Source organism: Clostridium sp. AM43-3BH (genome assembly GCF_003479985.1).
Lineage (GTDB): Bacteria > Bacillota > Clostridia > Lachnospirales > Lachnospiraceae > Otoolea > Otoolea fessa.
Genome location: NZ_QUIH01000003.1, coordinates 332,506 through 349,050 on the forward strand (window position 1 = coordinate 332,506; position 16,545 = coordinate 349,050).

24 protein-coding genes and 5 tRNA genes are annotated in these 16,545 nt (G+C 40.3%); all 29 read left to right on the forward strand.

The features are described from left to right. Nucleotides 1-94 precede the first annotated feature (94 nt). The 29 genes from DW931_RS07235 to DW931_RS07380 all read left to right on the forward strand — a co-directional run bounded on the left by DW931_RS07235 (nucleotide 95) and on the right by DW931_RS07380 (nucleotide 16,528). Nucleotides 95-166: transfer RNA gene (locus DW931_RS07235), tRNA-Gln, on the forward strand. 234 nt (nucleotides 167-400) lie between these two features. Beyond that, nucleotides 401-474: transfer RNA gene (locus DW931_RS07240), tRNA-Lys, on the forward strand. A gap of 16 nt (nucleotides 475-490) precedes the next feature. Continuing rightward, a tRNA-Leu gene (locus DW931_RS07245) sits at nucleotides 491-571 on the forward strand. Nucleotides 572-603: 32 nt separating this feature from the next. Continuing rightward, the gene (locus DW931_RS07250) at nucleotides 604-879 is read left to right on the forward strand and encodes an HU family DNA-binding protein (RefSeq protein ID WP_118482422.1); all 276 of its coding nucleotides are present in this window, start codon (nucleotides 604-606) and stop codon (nucleotides 877-879) included. Between the two features lie 14 nt (nucleotides 880-893). Next, nucleotides 894-966: transfer RNA gene (locus DW931_RS07255), tRNA-Thr, on the forward strand. Nucleotides 967-1,104: 138 nt separating this feature from the next. Continuing rightward, nucleotides 1,105-1,178 (forward strand) — tRNA-Ile (locus DW931_RS07260). A gap of 326 nt (nucleotides 1,179-1,504) precedes the next feature. Further along, nucleotides 1,505-1,741, forward strand: a complete 237-nt coding sequence (locus tag DW931_RS07265; RefSeq protein WP_147353620.1) for a hypothetical protein — start codon at nucleotides 1,505-1,507, stop codon at nucleotides 1,739-1,741. Between the two features lie 34 nt (nucleotides 1,742-1,775). Continuing rightward, a complete protein-coding gene (locus DW931_RS16465) occupies nucleotides 1,776-1,967 on the forward strand; it encodes a cysteine-rich KTR domain-containing protein (protein WP_347559248.1) in 192 nt (63 codons plus the stop codon). Nucleotides 1,968-2,554: 587 nt separating this feature from the next. Further along, complete coding sequence (locus DW931_RS16205) at nucleotides 2,555-5,296, forward strand: LAGLIDADG family homing endonuclease (RefSeq protein ID WP_243034119.1); 2,742 nt, start codon at nucleotides 2,555-2,557, stop codon at nucleotides 5,294-5,296. Between the two features lie 8 nt (nucleotides 5,297-5,304). After that, nucleotides 5,305-5,718, forward strand: a complete 414-nt coding sequence (locus DW931_RS07295; protein WP_118482427.1) for a hypothetical protein — start codon at nucleotides 5,305-5,307, stop codon at nucleotides 5,716-5,718. Between the two features lie 110 nt (nucleotides 5,719-5,828). Continuing rightward, nucleotides 5,829-7,385, forward strand: a complete 1,557-nt coding sequence (locus DW931_RS07300) for a phage portal protein (RefSeq protein WP_118482428.1) — start codon at nucleotides 5,829-5,831, stop codon at nucleotides 7,383-7,385. 14 nt (nucleotides 7,386-7,399) lie between these two features. Next, nucleotides 7,400-8,035: a hypothetical protein gene (locus tag DW931_RS07305; protein WP_118482429.1), complete on the forward strand. Its 636-nt coding sequence runs from the start codon at nucleotides 7,400-7,402 to the stop codon at nucleotides 8,033-8,035. A gap of 145 nt (nucleotides 8,036-8,180) precedes the next feature. After that, a complete protein-coding gene (locus DW931_RS07310; RefSeq protein ID WP_118482430.1) occupies nucleotides 8,181-8,861 on the forward strand; it encodes a hypothetical protein in 681 nt (226 codons plus the stop codon). A gap of 21 nt (nucleotides 8,862-8,882) precedes the next feature. Continuing rightward, nucleotides 8,883-9,299, forward strand: a complete 417-nt coding sequence (locus DW931_RS07315) for a hypothetical protein (protein WP_118482431.1) — start codon at nucleotides 8,883-8,885, stop codon at nucleotides 9,297-9,299. A 61-nt stretch (nucleotides 9,300-9,360) separates the two neighbouring features. After that, entirely contained in the window at nucleotides 9,361-10,431 is a 1,071-nt protein-coding gene (locus DW931_RS07320) for a major capsid protein (protein ID WP_118482432.1), read from the forward strand. A gap of 11 nt (nucleotides 10,432-10,442) precedes the next feature. After that, on the forward strand, nucleotides 10,443-10,613 hold the full coding sequence (locus DW931_RS15915) for a hypothetical protein (RefSeq protein ID WP_182429171.1): 171 nt from the start codon (nucleotides 10,443-10,445) through the stop codon (nucleotides 10,611-10,613). Nucleotides 10,614-10,630: 17 nt separating this feature from the next. Continuing rightward, a complete protein-coding gene (locus tag DW931_RS07325) occupies nucleotides 10,631-10,975 on the forward strand; it encodes a phage head-tail connector protein (protein ID WP_118482433.1) in 345 nt (114 codons plus the stop codon). Nucleotides 10,976-11,084: 109 nt separating this feature from the next. After that, nucleotides 11,085-11,399, forward strand: coding sequence for a hypothetical protein (locus DW931_RS07330; RefSeq protein ID WP_118482434.1), 315 nt, complete (start codon nucleotides 11,085-11,087; stop codon nucleotides 11,397-11,399). A 26-nt stretch (nucleotides 11,400-11,425) separates the two neighbouring features. Next, complete coding sequence (locus DW931_RS07335) at nucleotides 11,426-11,656, forward strand: hypothetical protein (RefSeq protein WP_118482435.1); 231 nt, start codon at nucleotides 11,426-11,428, stop codon at nucleotides 11,654-11,656. A 102-nt stretch (nucleotides 11,657-11,758) separates the two neighbouring features. Further along, entirely contained in the window at nucleotides 11,759-12,241 is a 483-nt protein-coding gene (locus tag DW931_RS07340; protein ID WP_147353621.1) for a hypothetical protein, read from the forward strand. Beyond that, on the forward strand, nucleotides 12,238-12,477 hold the full coding sequence (locus DW931_RS07345) for a hypothetical protein (RefSeq protein WP_118482437.1): 240 nt from the start codon (nucleotides 12,238-12,240) through the stop codon (nucleotides 12,475-12,477). Before DW931_RS07340 ends, DW931_RS07345 begins: the two co-directional genes overlap by 4 nt. A 73-nt stretch (nucleotides 12,478-12,550) precedes the next feature. Next, nucleotides 12,551-13,357 (forward strand): hypothetical protein, encoded by an 807-nt coding sequence (locus DW931_RS07350; protein ID WP_118482438.1) that lies wholly within the window; start codon nucleotides 12,551-12,553, stop codon nucleotides 13,355-13,357. Between the two features lie 70 nt (nucleotides 13,358-13,427). Next, nucleotides 13,428-13,847 carry a hypothetical protein gene (locus DW931_RS15765; RefSeq protein WP_147353578.1) on the forward strand — a complete coding sequence of 140 codons (420 nt, stop codon included), beginning with the start codon at nucleotides 13,428-13,430 and terminating at the stop codon, nucleotides 13,845-13,847. Then, nucleotides 13,847-14,410, forward strand: a complete 564-nt coding sequence (locus DW931_RS07355) for a hypothetical protein (protein ID WP_118482439.1) — start codon at nucleotides 13,847-13,849, stop codon at nucleotides 14,408-14,410. The genes DW931_RS15765 and DW931_RS07355 overlap by 1 nt, the downstream gene beginning before the upstream one ends. A 62-nt stretch (nucleotides 14,411-14,472) precedes the next feature. Continuing rightward, nucleotides 14,473-14,859, forward strand: a complete 387-nt coding sequence (locus DW931_RS07360) for a hypothetical protein (protein ID WP_118482440.1) — start codon at nucleotides 14,473-14,475, stop codon at nucleotides 14,857-14,859. Beyond that, nucleotides 14,859-15,275: a hypothetical protein gene (locus tag DW931_RS07365; protein WP_118482441.1), complete on the forward strand. Its 417-nt coding sequence runs from the start codon at nucleotides 14,859-14,861 to the stop codon at nucleotides 15,273-15,275. The genes DW931_RS07360 and DW931_RS07365 overlap by 1 nt, the downstream gene beginning before the upstream one ends. Further along, on the forward strand, nucleotides 15,256-15,774 hold the full coding sequence (locus DW931_RS07370) for a hypothetical protein (RefSeq protein WP_118482442.1): 519 nt from the start codon (nucleotides 15,256-15,258) through the stop codon (nucleotides 15,772-15,774). Before DW931_RS07365 ends, DW931_RS07370 begins: the two co-directional genes overlap by 20 nt. Then, a complete protein-coding gene (locus tag DW931_RS07375; protein ID WP_118482443.1) occupies nucleotides 15,774-16,163 on the forward strand; it encodes a hypothetical protein in 390 nt (129 codons plus the stop codon). Before DW931_RS07370 ends, DW931_RS07375 begins: the two co-directional genes overlap by 1 nt. A gap of 107 nt (nucleotides 16,164-16,270) precedes the next feature. Continuing rightward, entirely contained in the window at nucleotides 16,271-16,528 is a 258-nt protein-coding gene (locus tag DW931_RS07380; RefSeq protein ID WP_118482444.1) for a phage holin family protein, read from the forward strand. The last annotated feature ends 17 nt before the right edge of the window (nucleotides 16,529-16,545 follow it).

Sequence of the window (16,545 nt, forward strand, 5' to 3'; positions counted from 1 at the left end):
AGACACTCAACTATTCTATATCGAAACCCAGAATGAGATAGTCACGATTCCTAGGGAATTTGTCAAATCCATCCGATATATGACAGTTTAAAAATGGGTTATCGCCAAGCGGTAAGGCACAGGACTTTGACTCCTGCATTCGTTGGTTCGAATCCAACTAGCCCAGTTTGGACTGATTATTTTTTGGTCCATGATTGTAGATCCTTCACCATCTAGCGGAAAGCTGATTAAAGAGCCGTCACAAGGCTCGGATGGTTTTTCCATAAGGTTACATCATAAGTGTTTCATTTCCCCGCATGAGTAATAAATACCTTATCGTATCGATTACTATCCTCAATCTTATGGAAGGAGTGCCATGCATAGCACTATAAACAATTTGCTAACCGGCGTTGCCGGTTGTTGGAGCATAGCTCAGTTGGTTAGAGCGCTTGACTTTTAATCAAGGTATTGTCAGTTCGAGTCTGACTGCTCCAGTTTTGTAACCACATATGCAGATATGGCGGAATGGCAGACGCATCAGACTCAAAATCTGACGATTTACATCATGTGGGTTCAAGTCCCACTATCTGTATTAACAGTATTAAGGAAAGGAAGTGAAAGAGTATGCACAGACTAGAAATGATTAGAATGGTTGCTAAAGAAACTGGCATTGAGGAAAATGAGACCAAGATCATCGTTGATAAGTTTCTGGAAGTCATGCGGCGTGAACTGAAAAAGGGAAAACGCATTCAGATTGATAAATTTGGTAGCTTTGAGAAGGTTGTCAGAAAGGCACGTTCGTGCAAAGTTCCGACCACCGGCATTGTGTATGATGTTCCAGCTCATCATGACATCAAATTCTGGACGCATCAGCCATTCAGAGAGTCATTAAACGAATAGTAGATATTCGTTTTGCCCGTGTAGCTCAACTGGTAGAGCAACTGACTTGTAATCAGTAGGTTGTCGGTTCGAGTCCGATCATTGGCTTTCGGGATTCTGTGCTTCCCGGCTAACAGGGTGCCCGATTATTCACATTGATACCCTCTGTGGATAACACCTTTGTTGCGGCTGGTGGTTTGTGAACTGCAACAGCAGAAGGATTTTACCCAATCTGCCTTCTGCTAAGGACCATTAGCTCAGACGGTTAGAGCGGCGGCCTTATAAGCCGTGTGTCCGGGGTTCAATTCCCTGATGGTCCATTTCCTTGTCCGGCAAAATAAAAGTTGGGTTATGATAATGCCTAAAATGAGGAACGTGTGCGATATACCGGGGAAACGTACATATAACACAACAGTTCGGAACGGAATACGAATGTTGTGGATTCCGGCAAACTCCAGACGGTGGAGAAGAATTTTCGTGTGGTTCGACTCCACTTGCTGGATTATGGAAAAACAACAAGAAAAACAATATTGTTGCACTTGTAAATGGTATGCTCACTATGAGGGCGTATGCTGTAATGGAGATTCAGAGTATCGTGCAGACTTTCGTTTTTGGGACGATGCTTGCGAACAATGGGAGGGGAACAGTGATAGCACAGAATCTTGACTTAGAGATTTTAAACTCTGATTTAAAGGAACAACTAGAAAAAGCTAATAAGGATCTGTTGGAGACTCAAAAGCAGTTGACCGATCTTAAGGACAGAGGTAAGTATTTGGAAAGTAGATATCAAGAAGACTGCGTTAGAATCAATCAGCTACGAGTAACTGTCAATACGCTGGCTTGTATGTATGCGAATTTACAGGAAACGGCCGGTCTACTTTAAGGGCTGGAAAGCTATGAGTGATTTTTCAAAAAACATGAATCCACCAGAAGAGGGATGGAATAGAATAGCTGATAAAAAAATACTTTCGGATGGACAGGTGTGGATCATCTGTCCATTTTGTCATAAAAAGGCTATTCGAATTTTTTATGAAACAAAGATACATATGATGCCCTATATTTGTCGGGGCAGTAAATGCAAAGGAAAGTTTATTATTAATGTCGAATGATGTTCAATCAAAATACAAGGTCATCTTAGGTATGGCAAGAATAGGAATAACCTACAATAGCGGAGTTGTGAATTTGTGGGGAAAACTCATTATTCGTTCTAATCGCACTGATCCTGGAAAGGTATTAATTTCATTTATTCCATATGGAGACAAGAAACGATCGTTCAATGGCTTTTCCAAATGCATCATGCGGCATAAACTATTGCAGCGGCCTATTACGGGTTATTACTATTGCACTGATGATGGAAAAATATGTAACACAGATTTAATAGATTTCAATGGTTTGTTGGAATGGGGGAATTTATCCAAATGACAAAACAGGAAGCAGCTATTGTGGAAGCCTATACGGGAATTTGTATGCTGACGGGAGAGGATAGGAAGTATGTCTATCAGTACGCATACAAGTTGATGGGGAGACCAGTATACACACACGAATTGGCAAGTAAGCAATTGAAAAATTTGAGTAGAAACGATTTTGTTTCACTATGCCAATCATTAACAGAATAATGGATAGTTAGTCAAGAGAGCCAATATTTAGAGAGCCATGACTTCACTTTTTGATAAAGGGGGAGCGTGGTTCTTTTTATATGTCAAAATTAATAGAGGGCAGTCTTGAATGGTATAAATACATTGCGGACCGGATTATGAAATGTGGTTTGAAAGATTATCAAAGCCAGGAAGATTTGTTTCAGCTTATTTTGAATATGCGTAGCGATTATGTATTCGCTGAACATAAGGATGTTAAAGACTGTGCGTTGAAAATCAGTCAATATTTGCATCAGATGGCGGCTTATAGGGCAGCACAAACAGGAAGTGGAAATTTTGATGATTTGTACTGGCAGTTGCTTTTATTTGAAGCTCCAGATCTGTTGGATTCTTATGCTTTGTATGTTGAAAAGGATAGAAAACCCCAGGAACGCTTTTATCAGCCTAGACGCAAGACATTGATAAAGGTTGTCAATCTGCTTCAACGACTGGAAGATGATCAGCTGGATGAGGGATTTATTCACATGCCGGCGCGTGTTGGTAAGCTATTAGCCGATGATACGCCAGTGTTTACAAAGAGTGGATGGAAAACTCACGGAGAATTAAAATTAGGAGATCAAGTCATTGGTAGCGATGGAAAGTTTACTACAGTGATTTGCGTTCATCCTAAATATCATACAACTCATACAGTGGAATTGTCCGATGGCACAAAGATTGAATGCCACTTTAGACACGAATGGACTGTCTATGACAAAAAAAGAGGTGTCTGGGAAACAGAAGAAACTCAAAACTTAATAGGAAAAGAACGATTTAATGATAGATATAGATTTTATCTTCCTCAAAAGCCGATAATGGCAGGAACGGAAATGCAACTAAAAGTACATCCGTATGTTTTAGGGGCCTGGTTGGGTGATGGAACCAATAAAAAGCCTGCCATTTCTGGGCCTCAATCGGATTCTGCTATTGTCGATAAAATTGTAAAGTATGGATATCCAATAAAACATCAATACGTTCATAAAACGACAGGGGTAATAACAACAGTATTTGGCAGGGAACTGGTAGACGATTTAAGAACTTATGATATGTGTTATTATACGAAAATTTGTAATAAACACATACCGAAAGAATATTTATGTGCTTCTGTAAAGCAGCGACTGGAACTTTTGGCGGGCTTGCTGGACACGGATGGATGTTTGATTAGAAAAGAAAGAAGATATCAGTTTTCAACCGCAAATGAAACGTTAAAAAACGACTTTGTTTCTTTAATATCCACGTTTGGATGGAGAGCATCTATAAAAAAGGAAGAACCGAAAATATCAAGCAGTGGTGTAATTGGTAGAAATGCAGTATATACCATTGGATTTAATCCAACAATTGAAATACCATGTACAATCGAACGAAAGAAACTAAAAGAATTTTCAAAGAAACATAGGATTTCTATCAAATCAATCACAAGAAGCATTCCAAAACAAGGCAACTGCATTACGGTTTCAAATAGTGATGGTTTGTATTTGGTTGGGAAAACAATGGTTCCAACACATAATACGCAGATAATCACACTTGGAATGGCATGGCATTGCTGCCGAAATACAGAGCTGAGTAATCTTTACTGTTCATATAAAGAGGATGCCGGAGGAGCATTCCTTGATGGTGTGAAGGAGATATGGACGGATCCGATTTATTTGCATACAGATGTTTTCCCGAATGCCAGAATCGTATCCACTGATGCTAAAGCTAATACCGTTGATTTGGAGCGCAAGAAGAAATACAAGTCATTGTCTGGAAAAGGTCTGACATCTGGTTTGAACGGTTTGTACGATGCGACCGGATGGCTGGTAGCAGATGATATTTTGGCAGGTATTGAGGATGTTTTGAGTCCGGATGTTTTAGCACGAAAGCAGATGTTGTTTGATAACAACCTTATGAAACGTAAAAAAGAGAAATGCAAGGTCCTTTATAACGGAACTATTTGGAGTCTGCATGATATCTATATGAATCGTATGGGATTTCTGGAGAACAATCCAGAGGCAAAAGGAATCAGATGGGAAGTTTTAAAGATACCGGCGCTAGACCCAGAAACAGATGAATCCAACTTTGATTATGATTATAATGTCGGGTTCAGTACGAAATATTATCGAATTGAACGTGCGAAATTTGAAGAAAATGACGATATGGCATCGTGGTTCGCACAATGTCAGCAGGAACCGATTGAACGTGATGGCGCGGTATTTAACCCAGAGCATATGAATTTTTACAATGGTGTGTTGCCTGATGTGGCACCGCTGAAAGTGGTCGCTGCGTGTGATGTGGCTTTGGGCGGAACAGACTATCTTTCCATGCCAATTGCTTATGTATATGAAGATGGTTCGGTTTACATTCATGACGTTGTGTTTGATAGCAGCGAAAAGATGATTACACAGCCGAAAGTCTTGGATGCGTTAATCAGGAATCATGTGTCGAATGCCTTTTTTGAGGCGAATAATGGTGGCGAAGGTTACAAGGATGATATAAATGGAATGCTGAAAGAACGTGGAGTTCAAATCAATTTGATTTCCAGATTTGCACAACAGATGATCGTCAATGCCGGAAAAGGAGGAAAAAAAACATCGCAACGAAAGGAACAAAGAATATGGGATAATGCACAAGCTATTCGGAGCTTTTATTTTCGAGATTCAGGTTGTCAATCAAAAGAATATCGAAAGTTTCTTAATCAAGTTTACAGTTTTACAATCACTGGTAAAAATAAGCATGATGATGCACCGGACTCATTGGCGGCATTAGCAGTATTTTTGAATAAGGGCAGTGGAGTTTCACGAACCAGAATTATGACAAGTCCATTTTAGGAGGTATCATGAATAAACGAAAATTCACTTATAAAGATTACAACATGACACCGGCACGTAGGAGAGAATTGGTTGCTTTTTGTGAACAGTATCAGGAATGGAAAGATGAATTACTGTATAATAAAGATACTGTTCATAGTACAGGATTCAACGGAATGCCGTTTTCAAAGACCAATAATAAAAGCGATCCAACGGCGGATCTTGCAATGAGACACGAGGCTTTACAGAAAAAGATTGATTTGATTGAAAATACGGCAAAAGAAGTAGATGCAGACTTATGGAAATTTATCATTAAGTTCGTTTGTGACCGTGATTGTTCGTATGCCTATTTGCGTGGAGTGATGGGAGTTCCTTGCTCACAGAGTGCGATGAATGATAGGAGAAGATATTTTCTTGCTTTATTAAATGTTCGAAAAAAGTGACTTTTTAGCATACATATAACTATTGTACAATAATATCGTAAAAATGTATTTAGAGCGTTTGGAGAATTCCAGGCGCTTTTCTTTTTGAATAGAAGGGAGGTGTGTTTTGCATGGAATCAGAAGAGAAAGTAATTGCCATCAATGGTAGGCCAAGACAGTTGATTGGGCGAAAAAGAATTTATAGCAGGTATAAGAATATAGATAGAAACAATCTTTTGGAAGTATTGGATAAAGCAATGAATATCCACAGAGAAAATGTCAAAGAGATGAAGTTCCTGATTGAGTATGAACGTGGAAAACAGCCTCTTGTTCGTCCAAAAACAATACGTCCAGATATCGACATCCGAGTACATGCAAATTTGGCGAATTATGTGAAAGAGTTCAAAATCGCGTATAACTGGGGAAACCCGGTTACGATGGTGCAGCGCGGTAATAAAGAGTTGCACGATACAGATTCCAGTACAGACGATTCTGGAATTTCTGCCTTGAATGAAACTCTAATCAACGGGGAAAACATTGGATGGCTAGATCAGTGCATGGCAGAATTTGTTGAAGTGTGTGGTATTGGTCATCGAATGGTTGATATCAAGACGGATGATTGGGACGATGGTTCTCTGGTGGATTTATATACATTGGATTCACAGTATGCTTTTGTGGTTTATTATGATGGCCCTGGTCAAAAAAAAGTATTAGGTGTGAGTTTTTCCTGCCGTGATGGTTCGGAATACTTTACCTGCTATACAGATAAGAGCAGATTTGAAGTAGAAAACGGAGAAATTGTTAGCGAAGAAAAAAATCCGCTTGAGAAAATACCGATTGTTGAGTATGAACGTGCTTTCGACCGCACTGGATGTTTTGAACGAGAAATAGCCAGAATGGATGCACTGAATGTTCTGCTTTCGGATTTCACCAATGATGTAGCACAACGCACACAGGAAATATGGTGGGCTGATAACGTATCGTTTATAGATAAAGACGGAAAAAGCAGAAGTCCTAAGAGTGGAGAATGGGTGTGCACCTTTTCTGACGATGGAAAAGTATCTAAGATACAACCGCTTTCCAGTACGTTTGATGGTTCTAGTACATTGAATGCTATTCAGACTACCAGAACAGAAATTCTGCAAGATTGTAAGATCCCTCTTCAATATGACAATTCTGGTGGTGGTTCAACAGGAAGCGCCACAGATATGTCAGCAGGCTGGAGTGCCACAGAACTGGATGCGGTTCGTGAGCAACAGATGATCGCACATGGTAAACGTGAAGAATTATCACTGATTTTGAAAGCGATTGCTAAAGTGCCAGAAAGAAAACTTCCGATGGATGCGCCAATTCGATTGATTCATACCAGTGATATCGATTTGCACTTCACGCGCAAGAAAAACACAGACATGAGTGTTAAGGCGAATACGTTTGCGACATATTTCAATGCCGGAATACATCCGCGACATATTCTTAAAATGGTGGATGCGTTCGAGGATACTGAGCAAGTATATCTGGATTCCAAGGATATGTTAGATGCTCTCCAAGAGAATATGAAGAGTAGAGGATCTGCTTCTGATGCATCTCAGGAACATAATTTTAATACTTCGGGCGATCCAATCAATCAGACTGGAAATTCTCCCATTATTGACGGAATGAATACTGATGATAGTAAAGTTCAGTCGTAAAGGAGGGATGCCTTGTGATTGGAATTAGAAATTTTGACGAAGTCAACGATTTTGTTGAAAATAAGCGAAGCATTGATTTTGAAAAATATTTCGGAGACATGGATTTATCCGAAGAAGATAAGAAAAAGAGAATAGAACTTGCAAAGAAGATGGAAGAGAGCTTTTTAATTGTAATTGCACTTCTGTTTTCAATGCAAGAATATGGGACTGTAGATTTTGAATTTGTGCGTTCTCAATTCATTTATCAATATCGTAGTGCTATAGCTGGTGCAGTAGCATTGGATGACTATATGGAAAATTACATTCAGTCATTATCGTATGATTTCATTGAAGCAACGCAGAACAATCCAGATGATCCGTATTATGTTTCTCCAGACCGAGCTAAATATATGGCAGAGAACGAATCAAATACATCTTTGAATCATCAAGATTTCATGGATGCGATAGCTGCTGGATTCACTTTAAAGAAATGGGTTGATATCCGGGACAAAAGAGAGCGGAAGGATCACCGTGAAGTCGGCGGTACCATTAAGCCAATTACAGAGCCGTTTTTGGTAGGAGATTCCGTCATGGATTATCCTAAAGACACTTCATATGGAGCAAGTGCAAGTCAGATTGTGAACTGCCGATGCTCAATCAAATACATGTAATAAAAATAACGTTCGGGGAACTGGACGTTTTATATAAATGGTTGGAGAAGAACCTTAAGGAGCGAACGCCTGCGACAAGGCGTTAAAGAGTCGGCACAAGAGAAATGTGCTTAAACAGAGCTAATTTAGAAAGGTGGTTTTTATTATGAAGCTGAATAGAATCAGTAGAACTTTTAATTCCGAGACACGTAACAAGTTTCCAATGCACTTACAGATTTTTGCTGATGGTGGCGGCACTGGTGCTGATGGTGGAAATTCTGGTGTAGGTGATGGCGATGATGGTAGTGGTGGTGGCGAAGGCGATGGCGACAAACAGCCGACTGTAGAAGAATTGATGGCACAGTTGGCAGAAGAAAGAGCCAGAAGTGCCAAATTGCAGAATGAAAAGAATACCGCATCTACAGAAGCGGCAAACTTCAAAAAGCAATTAAGAGCCAAAATGACAGCCGAGGAAGCAGAGCAGCAGGCCAAACAAGAGCATGAGCAAGAACGTGAGAATCGGATTAAAGAGCTGGAAAACAAGCTTCAGATTGGAGAGTACACGGAAAGATGTATGAGTCAGGAGATCGGGATGGCAAAAGATGAGGCAAGAGAGCTTGCACAAGCCATTACGGAACAGGATGCTGATAAGATTTTTTCAGCTATTGGAACTCATATTAAAGCATTAAAGGCTGCTTGGGAGCAGGAATTTGTAGCGTCCCGTAAAGATTTCTCTGCTGGTCATGGAGATGGAAGTGAATCTCTTGCAATGCAGAAAGCAAAGCAGTTATCCGCTGGTTCATCTAAAAAAACAGCCAATGCAGATATTATTAAACATTATATGTAAAACCAATAAGGAGGTTTAACGATGGCAAGAGGCGATATGAAAGTAAAAAACATTTCTGTCGGTTTGGAGAAAGAAGTGTTAAATCGTAAAGAATGCGAAGCTACGGCAATGACCGTTGATTTTACGTCAGTGGTAAAAACTGCGGACAATGGAGAAAAAATTGTTCCGGCAGGTACACCGGTAGACAAAGATGGCAGACCGGTATCTGCTACACCGTGGACGGGCGCAATTGGTCTTCTGCGTCATGATGTATATGAGAGTAGACCGCAGGCGGCAGTGCTTAAAAAAGCATATATCCATACAAAAAGAGCACAGGAAAACAGTGGATTAACCTATGATGCTGCGCTTGTAGCTGCACTGGTAAATGCCGGATGCCGCATTGTTTTTGAAGAGGCTGCTACACCGATTGTTGGAACTATCCCGGCAGCTCAATCATAATTAATTACACCGAATATAACATTCGCTAACCCCAAATAGTTAAGGGGAAGAAAGGAGTTTTATGAATTTAACAGATGTTTTCTCTACGGCTGCTGTTGCATTTCGTAGAACAGAAGAAGCAAGTAATGCGATTCCTTTCCTGGGTACTACATGGTTCCCGGTTAGAAAGAAAAATGGTATAGACCTGAAATGGATCAAAGCGCACAAGGGGTTGGGCGTTGCATTGAAACCGTCTGCATTGGACAGCATGGCAACCATTAGAACCCGTGGAGGTTTCCAAATCAGAACAGAGGAGATGCCGATCTTCCGTGAGTCCATGAAGATTGATGAACGTGATCTGATGGACATTCAGAGAGCGCAGGATTCCAATGATCCGTATATCGACGAGGTTTTAAACCACATTTATGATGATGTAAATAGCTTGGTAAACGGTGCTGAAATTTCTATGGAAAAGATGAGAATGAGCTTGTTGGCACCGCTTGATGGAGCAATGAAAATCACCATTGGCGCAGCTGACAATACCATTTATGCGTACAACTACGATGAGGATTCTTCTTGGAAGGGCGAGCACTATGCATCTCTGAGCGGAACGAGTACATGGGATAAAGCAGATAGCGCTGCTCCTCTGGATGACATTCAGAATGGTTATGATTACTTGACAAGTATCGGAGAAGCACCGAGATATGCTCTTATGACAAGTAAGACATTCAATTACTTAATCAAGAGCAAACAAATGAAGAATGCATTTATCACCACATCTGGTGTCAATGTAGACTTCATGTCTCAGGCAAAGGCAAAAGAAGTATTTCGGTTGCAGACAGGTCTTATTCCGGTTTTGTACGATAAGAAATACCAGGATTTTGACGGAACCAAGAAAGGATTCTTCCCAGATGATTACGTAACAATCATTGGTGATGGTACGCTTGGTAATACTTGGGCTGGCGTAACTCCGGAAGAGAGAACCCTGAGAGGAAATGCTGATGTAGATGTAACTGTACTGGACAGCGGAATCGCAGTTGCAACAAAAACCATCTACGGACCGCCGGTAGAGTATTTCACTACAGCGTCTATGATTGCACTGCCGTCCTTTGAGGGCATGGACAGCATCTATGTTCTGAAAGTAAAGGAATAAGGAGGCATTGCATGACATACGATCACGTTGTAAAACACGATGGTATTTACTATGCGGCCGGAGAGATGGTTCCAGATGATGAGGTTAAGGCGGAGAGCACAGTTTCTCCGTTTTCTTCTAACGATGGAGATATTGAGACACCTGCCCCGGCAGCAAAAAGAGGCAGACCGTCGAAAAAATAAATGATGGAGGTATAGGCTTGAAAGAACAAATTTTGAGAGAATTAATTGAATATATTGGACACGATTATATTCCAGAGCAGGATTCTTTTTTGCTTATGCTGATCGATGATGCAATTGATGATGTTGTCCAGGAAATGTTCCCATTTGGTTTCACAAATGAGGAAGATGAAGATATTGCAAAAAACGTAGCAATGAAAAGATACAAAAGTAAAATCAGAAAAATCGCCCAGTATCACTATGATAAGCAGGGCAAAGAAGGTGTTATGAGTTATTCTGAATCTGGAGTATCGGTTTCATATAACAGTGCTGGAACGCCAGCAAGTTATCTTCGAGGAATCATCCCGGTTGCAAAAATTTTATAACACAGACGGTGCGTGACACAATTCCTCCCGTTGTGTTGCAGGGATACTTCGCGCGGTGGTGGGGAGAAGTATAGTCTTACGGGAGAGAAAGGGCCCAAGAGGTATGGCGATGGGATGTGAATCAGAATGCGTAAATATACATCGAATCGAATCCCTTGAAAATGACTTTCGGGATTTAAAGAAAAAAATCAGTCAGGAGCATGAAAAGTTTTACTCCAGAATTGAAGAATTGGAACGTCGTATGGATGTCGTATCCAATGATTTACAGCATATTCGAGATGCTGTGGATGAAGTAAATAATAATGTAAAATCCTTAATGTCAGTGCCAAGCAAACGATACGAATCGGCCATTACTGGCATTATCGGAGCCGTTATAGGCGCAGTAGTCGCCTATTTTCTCAAAGGTGGAACGTTCCCCGGATAAGATCCATATAGGGAGGAATGGATTTTATGGGTAACAAGAGAATGAATATTAGTGACTTCACAAAATCAGAGATAGAAGTGCTAGAAAGTGAATGCAATTTTACACCCGATGAGAACGAACTTTTTCTATTAAGAGCTCAAAATTTTACCCTTGAACAGTCAGCAGAACGAATGAATATATCGTCTAAAACTGCTTATAGAATAAACATAAAAATCAAAAACAAAATTCGAAAAGTAATTTTCAAATCATGTCCATAAAGTGTCTATATTCTGTCCTGTTTTCTTCCTATCTGGTTAAGTATAATAGAGGTAGGAAGAAGGGAGGAAAGATAGGTGCAACCTTATCCAACATGGCCTAATATGGCATATCCTACATATCAGAATCCAATCAATCCATATCAGGAAAGATTGTCCCAATTACCAAACAATAATTACCAACCACAGATGCAGTACGTTCCCATACAACAGCAAGTGAATCAGCAGAATCAGTTCCTTTCTGGGCAGATTGTCGATGGAATCGATGCGGTAAAGGCAAAAGACGTTGATATGAGTGGGAATCCAGTCTGGTATCCAAAATCTGATGGGACTGAAATATACAGAAAGCAGTTGCAGGCAGATGGGAAAAGTCAGATTTGCGTATATCGATTGATGCAACCAGAGTCTCAAAATAAATCGGAACAACTCAATACTGGAATAAATGAAGAAACGCTAAATACGTTGTTTGAACAGTTAAGGCAAGATATATTCGAGGAGATATCTGGAATTAAAGATTTGGTAAATAAAAATAATCAACAGCACACGGAATCGTCCAAACCCATACAGAGGGGAGGGGGTCAAAAATGATTAATCCTATGCAGTTAATCCAATTAATGCGAAGTGGTGGAAATCCTCAAGAAGCATTAAATACCATCTTACAAAAGGAAGCCGGGAACAATCCTGTGCTCAACAATGCTATACAAATGATGAAAAATGGAGATAGTACCGGAATAGAGAGATTAGCTAGAAATCTATGTGAGGAGCGCCATATCGATCCGGAAAAAGCATTATCTCAGATCAAAAATCAATTTGGCATGAAATAACTTTGCTGTAAGATTGAGTGGAAAGCCTAGGATTCCTCTTGATTTACAAATATATTTAAGGGGGCTTGAAATTATGATGACTTCAAGCGGATACTCGTTAGCGGACATTGCTGCCGCAACAGGTAACTCTAAAGATAATGGCTGTAATGGCTGGGGAGATGGCGGCTGGTTTATTTGGCTGTTCCTGATTTTTGCTATTTTTGGCGGATGGGGAAACGGCTATGGCGGCTGGGGCGGAAATGGTGCCAATGGCACTAATGGAGCCGGTTTCCAGGGCTGGGCGACACGATCAGATATAAATGAGGGATTTGCCCTTAATGACATTCAAAACGGCATCCGCGGTATTCAGCAGGGGATTTGTGACAGTACTTATGCATTAAACAACACAATGCAGAGTGGATTTAACGGTTTGAATGTGGGAATGTTGCAAGGATTCAACGGAATTCAGCAATCCATCAATGCAGATACCGTAGCCGGAATGCAGAATACAAACGCTCTGCAGGCCCAATTATCTAATTGCTGCTGTGAAACACGCGAAGCAATTCAGGGCGTCAACTTCAATATGGCACAGAATACATGTGCTTTGCAAAACACCATGAACAACAACACAAGAGATATCATCGACAACCAGAATGCAGGAACGAGAGCAATTCTTGATTATCTGTGTCAGAAAGAAACTGCGGATCTTCGGGCAGAGAACCAGTCACTTAAACTAGCAGCATCGCAGTCTAACCAGAATGCAGAATTGCAGGCGGCAATGGCTGCGAATACGGCAGAGATTCTTCGCAGAACAGCACCGTTACCGGTTCCGGCATACCCAGCATCCAATCTGTATGGATACTATGGAAATTGCTGCACAGCTAATACCGGTTGTTGCTAATCGCCTTTTATGGTTGACAAATATCAGAGAGGCGGTATCTCCGCCTCTTTTTTAGATTGCGAGGTAAAATATGGCTTGTAGAAATGTTTGCCGCATGTGTGATAACTTGGTTGTTTCCACGGCGATTACTTTTACGGACGGGAACCTGGTTGTTACGCTTCCGGCAGGAAGTTATAACGATGGGCAGAAATACTGCATTATATTAGGTCAGACAATTCCAACCACAGCAACGATCGGCGCTCCGGTTGTGTTCCAGATTGGCGCCGGGACAGTTCAATATCCTCTGGTAAATCGTTGTTGCCGTCAAGTCACAGCGTGCGGAGTTAGAACAAGAACTCGATATGCTACAGTAGTACAGACGAGCGCGACCGGAGGAACCTTTAAGATGTTAGGGAATCCGTCATGTATGCCGAATAATACGCTGGCATCGATTGATGGCACAGCACCGGCATCCGCCACTAATGCTGTGACTGTTAAGGGGGTAAGATAATGCATAGATTTGCAAAACAAATAGCGGAATGTGTCAAAAGAGAAGTTGAGGCTAAAGGGCTGGATAATATCACACCGGCGGACCTGAGTATTTATGGACAGTGGGTTGATATTGCAAAAGATCTTGCTCAGTACGATAAGGACATGAGAATCATAGAAGCTATGGATGAAGAAGATTCTGAAGACTTCATGGAACGAATGGGCTATGACCGTTATCGCTATGATAACGGCAGATTTGCCCCAAAAGGCAGAGGCCATAGAATGGGATATCGTCCCTATCTGTACAAACAAGATGATGAGTGGATGGATGATTATCTGACATACAAAGGAAAAGATGATAAGAAAAATTCCAGATATGGAGAGTCTTATGATCGTTACGATGAGTACAGAAGACATTATCATGATTCCAAAGATGCAGAATCAAAACGAATGATGGATAATAGCACAAAGGAATATACAGATGATGTAATTCGAAATCTGAAAGAAATGTGGTCGGATGCAGATCCTACATTGCGCCAGACGATGAAAGCAGACATAACTAAATTAGTACAACAGATGCAGTAAGTTATAAGAGGGACCTGTGTTACATTTTTGTGGCATGGGTCTTTTCTGCTATTGGAGGGGCTATGGACAGATATTTAATGGTAAATAATCATGATTGGAAAGTGAAATTTGTTAGTCCATATAATCCAGAATTGATTGATAGAACGGGAAGTTATACGCTTGGAGTTACTGTTCCATCAGAACATACGATTTACCTTTCAAACGATTTATATGGAAGAGAATTGATTACTGTGTTTATTCATGAAATGACTCATACAGTATTATGGGAATATGATATAATCAGTGATATACATAGATATTCCAAACCAAAATATGTAATTGACATGGAAGAACTGGTGTGCAATATTGTTGCCAATTATGGATATTTAATATTCAAATCGGTTTATGAGAGTCTAGGAGGAAAAGCAATCTTTTATATACCCACGATAATAGAAAGGATGGTTTCGTAGTGAGAAGTAATAATCGAGAACAACAGAAAATTTATTTTTCAATGGTAACTGAAAAATTGAACGGAATAGATACGATAAAAACTTTTTCAAAACCAGAGATTAGGTATATGACAGTATCTTCTACATCTGGGACGCCAGAAGAAATAGCTGCCGGTTTAGTACCTAACTACGATCGATACTTAACACGATGGAAAAACAGATGGGATTCATTTGAGCCACAAGAAGGAATGCTGTTATGGGTAGACAAAGAACCAGAATTAAATGAAGATGGAACTTTAAAAATGGATGAAGAAACATTAGAACCAACAGTATTGCCGGATTACCGTTTAAAAAAATGTATCGGCGCGGAAAAGGGATTGGTTCACAGATACGGAATAGAAAAGATAGGAGCAAATCGTGAAGAAAATCAAGATTAATCTGTCTGTATCAAGCATTCGAAACGCTCAAAAAGAATTGGAACGATATAGACAGGTGTTAAAAAGTAAGAATGTGGAGTTTGTGCAGAAGCTAGCGGAAATAGGAATTCCTATTGTCAATGAAAACGTGGATGCAGCACAAGGCGATTCAGATAAAACACACAACACATATATAAAAATTAATTCGTTCCAAGATTATGCGCAGGCAACGCTTGTTTGCGAGGGCTCAGATATCCTGTTTATAGAGTTTGGTGCCGGTGTGCATTACAATACTTCTCCGGGAACCAGCCCTAATCCTAAAGGTGCGGAAATGGGTTATACAATCGGTTCTTACGGAAAAGGAAACGGAAAAAACGATTCATGGTTTTATACAGCTGATACCGGAGAAAGTGTTAGATCCTTCGGTACGGAAGCAACGATGCCAATGTATAAAGCTAGTGTAGAGATTATACAAAAAATACACGAAATTGCCAAGGAAGTGTTTGGAGGTGGAATTTAATGATAACAGTAAAAAATCCTGTTCTTGATGTTTTTGAAAAATGGTTATCAAATATGCAGAGCATAAAGGGCATTACATGCTCTATGCAAAAGAGTGCCATTCCAAACAAATATCCATATTCTAATATCTATATGATGGGTGCACCTGGGAATAAATGGGATTTAGATGGAAATGAATCGGCAATCATTCCGGCATTTCAAGTGGATTCTTATGCTAAAGGGCAAAAGGCATTAAGTAAAGCGTATGAAATTGACAATATCAGTCATCAAGCTATGACGGAAATGGGATTTAGGAGAACATACGGACCAGAACAGATAGAGGGTTCGGACAAGACGGTTGTTCGCGTTGTCAGTCGTTACAATAGGCTTTATTGCGGAGAATCCTTTTAATGTGACTTTTTACAAAACAACAACATAAGTTAAAATAGTATAAGGGAATAAGGGCATTAATGTTAATGCTCTTTTTTCGTGCAATTAAACGGAAAGGAGGTAGGACAATGGATTTTGGAATTGCTAGTGTAGCTGCCATTGTGGCGATTTGCTATTTCATCGGACTCGGCGTTAAGGCATCCGGAATTGACAATAAGTGGATTACTGTTATCGTAGCTGCCATTGGTGGCATATTGGGAATAGTCGGAATGTATGTCATGCCAAACTATCCGGCAACTGATATTCTGAATGCCGTCGCGATCGGAATGGTATCTGGTGCATCGGCAACATGGATTGATCAAACAAAGAAACAGTTTACAAAATAAAAAAAATCCGGTCACTG

What these genes read in the sequence shown, in the direction of transcription:
- DW931_RS07250 (WP_118482422.1), top strand. Translation starts at nt 604, where the DNA reads ATGCACAGACTAGAAATGATTAGAATGGTTGCTAAAGAAACTGGCATT.
- DW931_RS16465 (WP_347559248.1), top strand. Translation starts at nt 1,776, where the DNA reads ATGAATCCACCAGAAGAGGGATGGAATAGAATAGCTGATAAAAAAATA.
- DW931_RS16205 (WP_243034119.1), top strand. Translation starts at nt 2,555, where the DNA reads ATGTCAAAATTAATAGAGGGCAGTCTTGAATGGTATAAATACATTGCG.
- DW931_RS07295 (WP_118482427.1), top strand. Translation starts at nt 5,305, where the DNA reads ATGAATAAACGAAAATTCACTTATAAAGATTACAACATGACACCGGCA.
- DW931_RS07300 (WP_118482428.1), top strand. Translation starts at nt 5,829, where the DNA reads ATGGAATCAGAAGAGAAAGTAATTGCCATCAATGGTAGGCCAAGACAG.
- DW931_RS07310 (WP_118482430.1), top strand. Translation starts at nt 8,181, where the DNA reads ATGAAGCTGAATAGAATCAGTAGAACTTTTAATTCCGAGACACGTAAC.
- DW931_RS07315 (WP_118482431.1), top strand. Translation starts at nt 8,883, where the DNA reads ATGGCAAGAGGCGATATGAAAGTAAAAAACATTTCTGTCGGTTTGGAG.
- DW931_RS07320 (WP_118482432.1), top strand. Translation starts at nt 9,361, where the DNA reads ATGAATTTAACAGATGTTTTCTCTACGGCTGCTGTTGCATTTCGTAGA.
- DW931_RS15915 (WP_182429171.1), top strand. Translation starts at nt 10,443, where the DNA reads ATGACATACGATCACGTTGTAAAACACGATGGTATTTACTATGCGGCC.
- DW931_RS07330 (WP_118482434.1), top strand. Translation starts at nt 11,085, where the DNA reads ATGGGATGTGAATCAGAATGCGTAAATATACATCGAATCGAATCCCTT.
- DW931_RS07335 (WP_118482435.1), top strand. Translation starts at nt 11,426, where the DNA reads ATGGGTAACAAGAGAATGAATATTAGTGACTTCACAAAATCAGAGATA.
- DW931_RS07340 (WP_147353621.1), top strand. Translation starts at nt 11,759, where the DNA reads ATGGCATATCCTACATATCAGAATCCAATCAATCCATATCAGGAAAGA.
- DW931_RS07345 (WP_118482437.1), top strand. Translation starts at nt 12,238, where the DNA reads ATGATTAATCCTATGCAGTTAATCCAATTAATGCGAAGTGGTGGAAAT.
- DW931_RS07350 (WP_118482438.1), top strand. Translation starts at nt 12,551, where the DNA reads ATGATGACTTCAAGCGGATACTCGTTAGCGGACATTGCTGCCGCAACA.
- DW931_RS15765 (WP_147353578.1), top strand. Translation starts at nt 13,428, where the DNA reads ATGGCTTGTAGAAATGTTTGCCGCATGTGTGATAACTTGGTTGTTTCC.
- DW931_RS07355 (WP_118482439.1), top strand. Translation starts at nt 13,847, where the DNA reads ATGCATAGATTTGCAAAACAAATAGCGGAATGTGTCAAAAGAGAAGTT.
- DW931_RS07360 (WP_118482440.1), top strand. Translation starts at nt 14,473, where the DNA reads ATGGACAGATATTTAATGGTAAATAATCATGATTGGAAAGTGAAATTT.
- DW931_RS07375 (WP_118482443.1), top strand. Translation starts at nt 15,774, where the DNA reads ATGATAACAGTAAAAAATCCTGTTCTTGATGTTTTTGAAAAATGGTTA.
- DW931_RS07380 (WP_118482444.1), top strand. Translation starts at nt 16,271, where the DNA reads ATGGATTTTGGAATTGCTAGTGTAGCTGCCATTGTGGCGATTTGCTAT.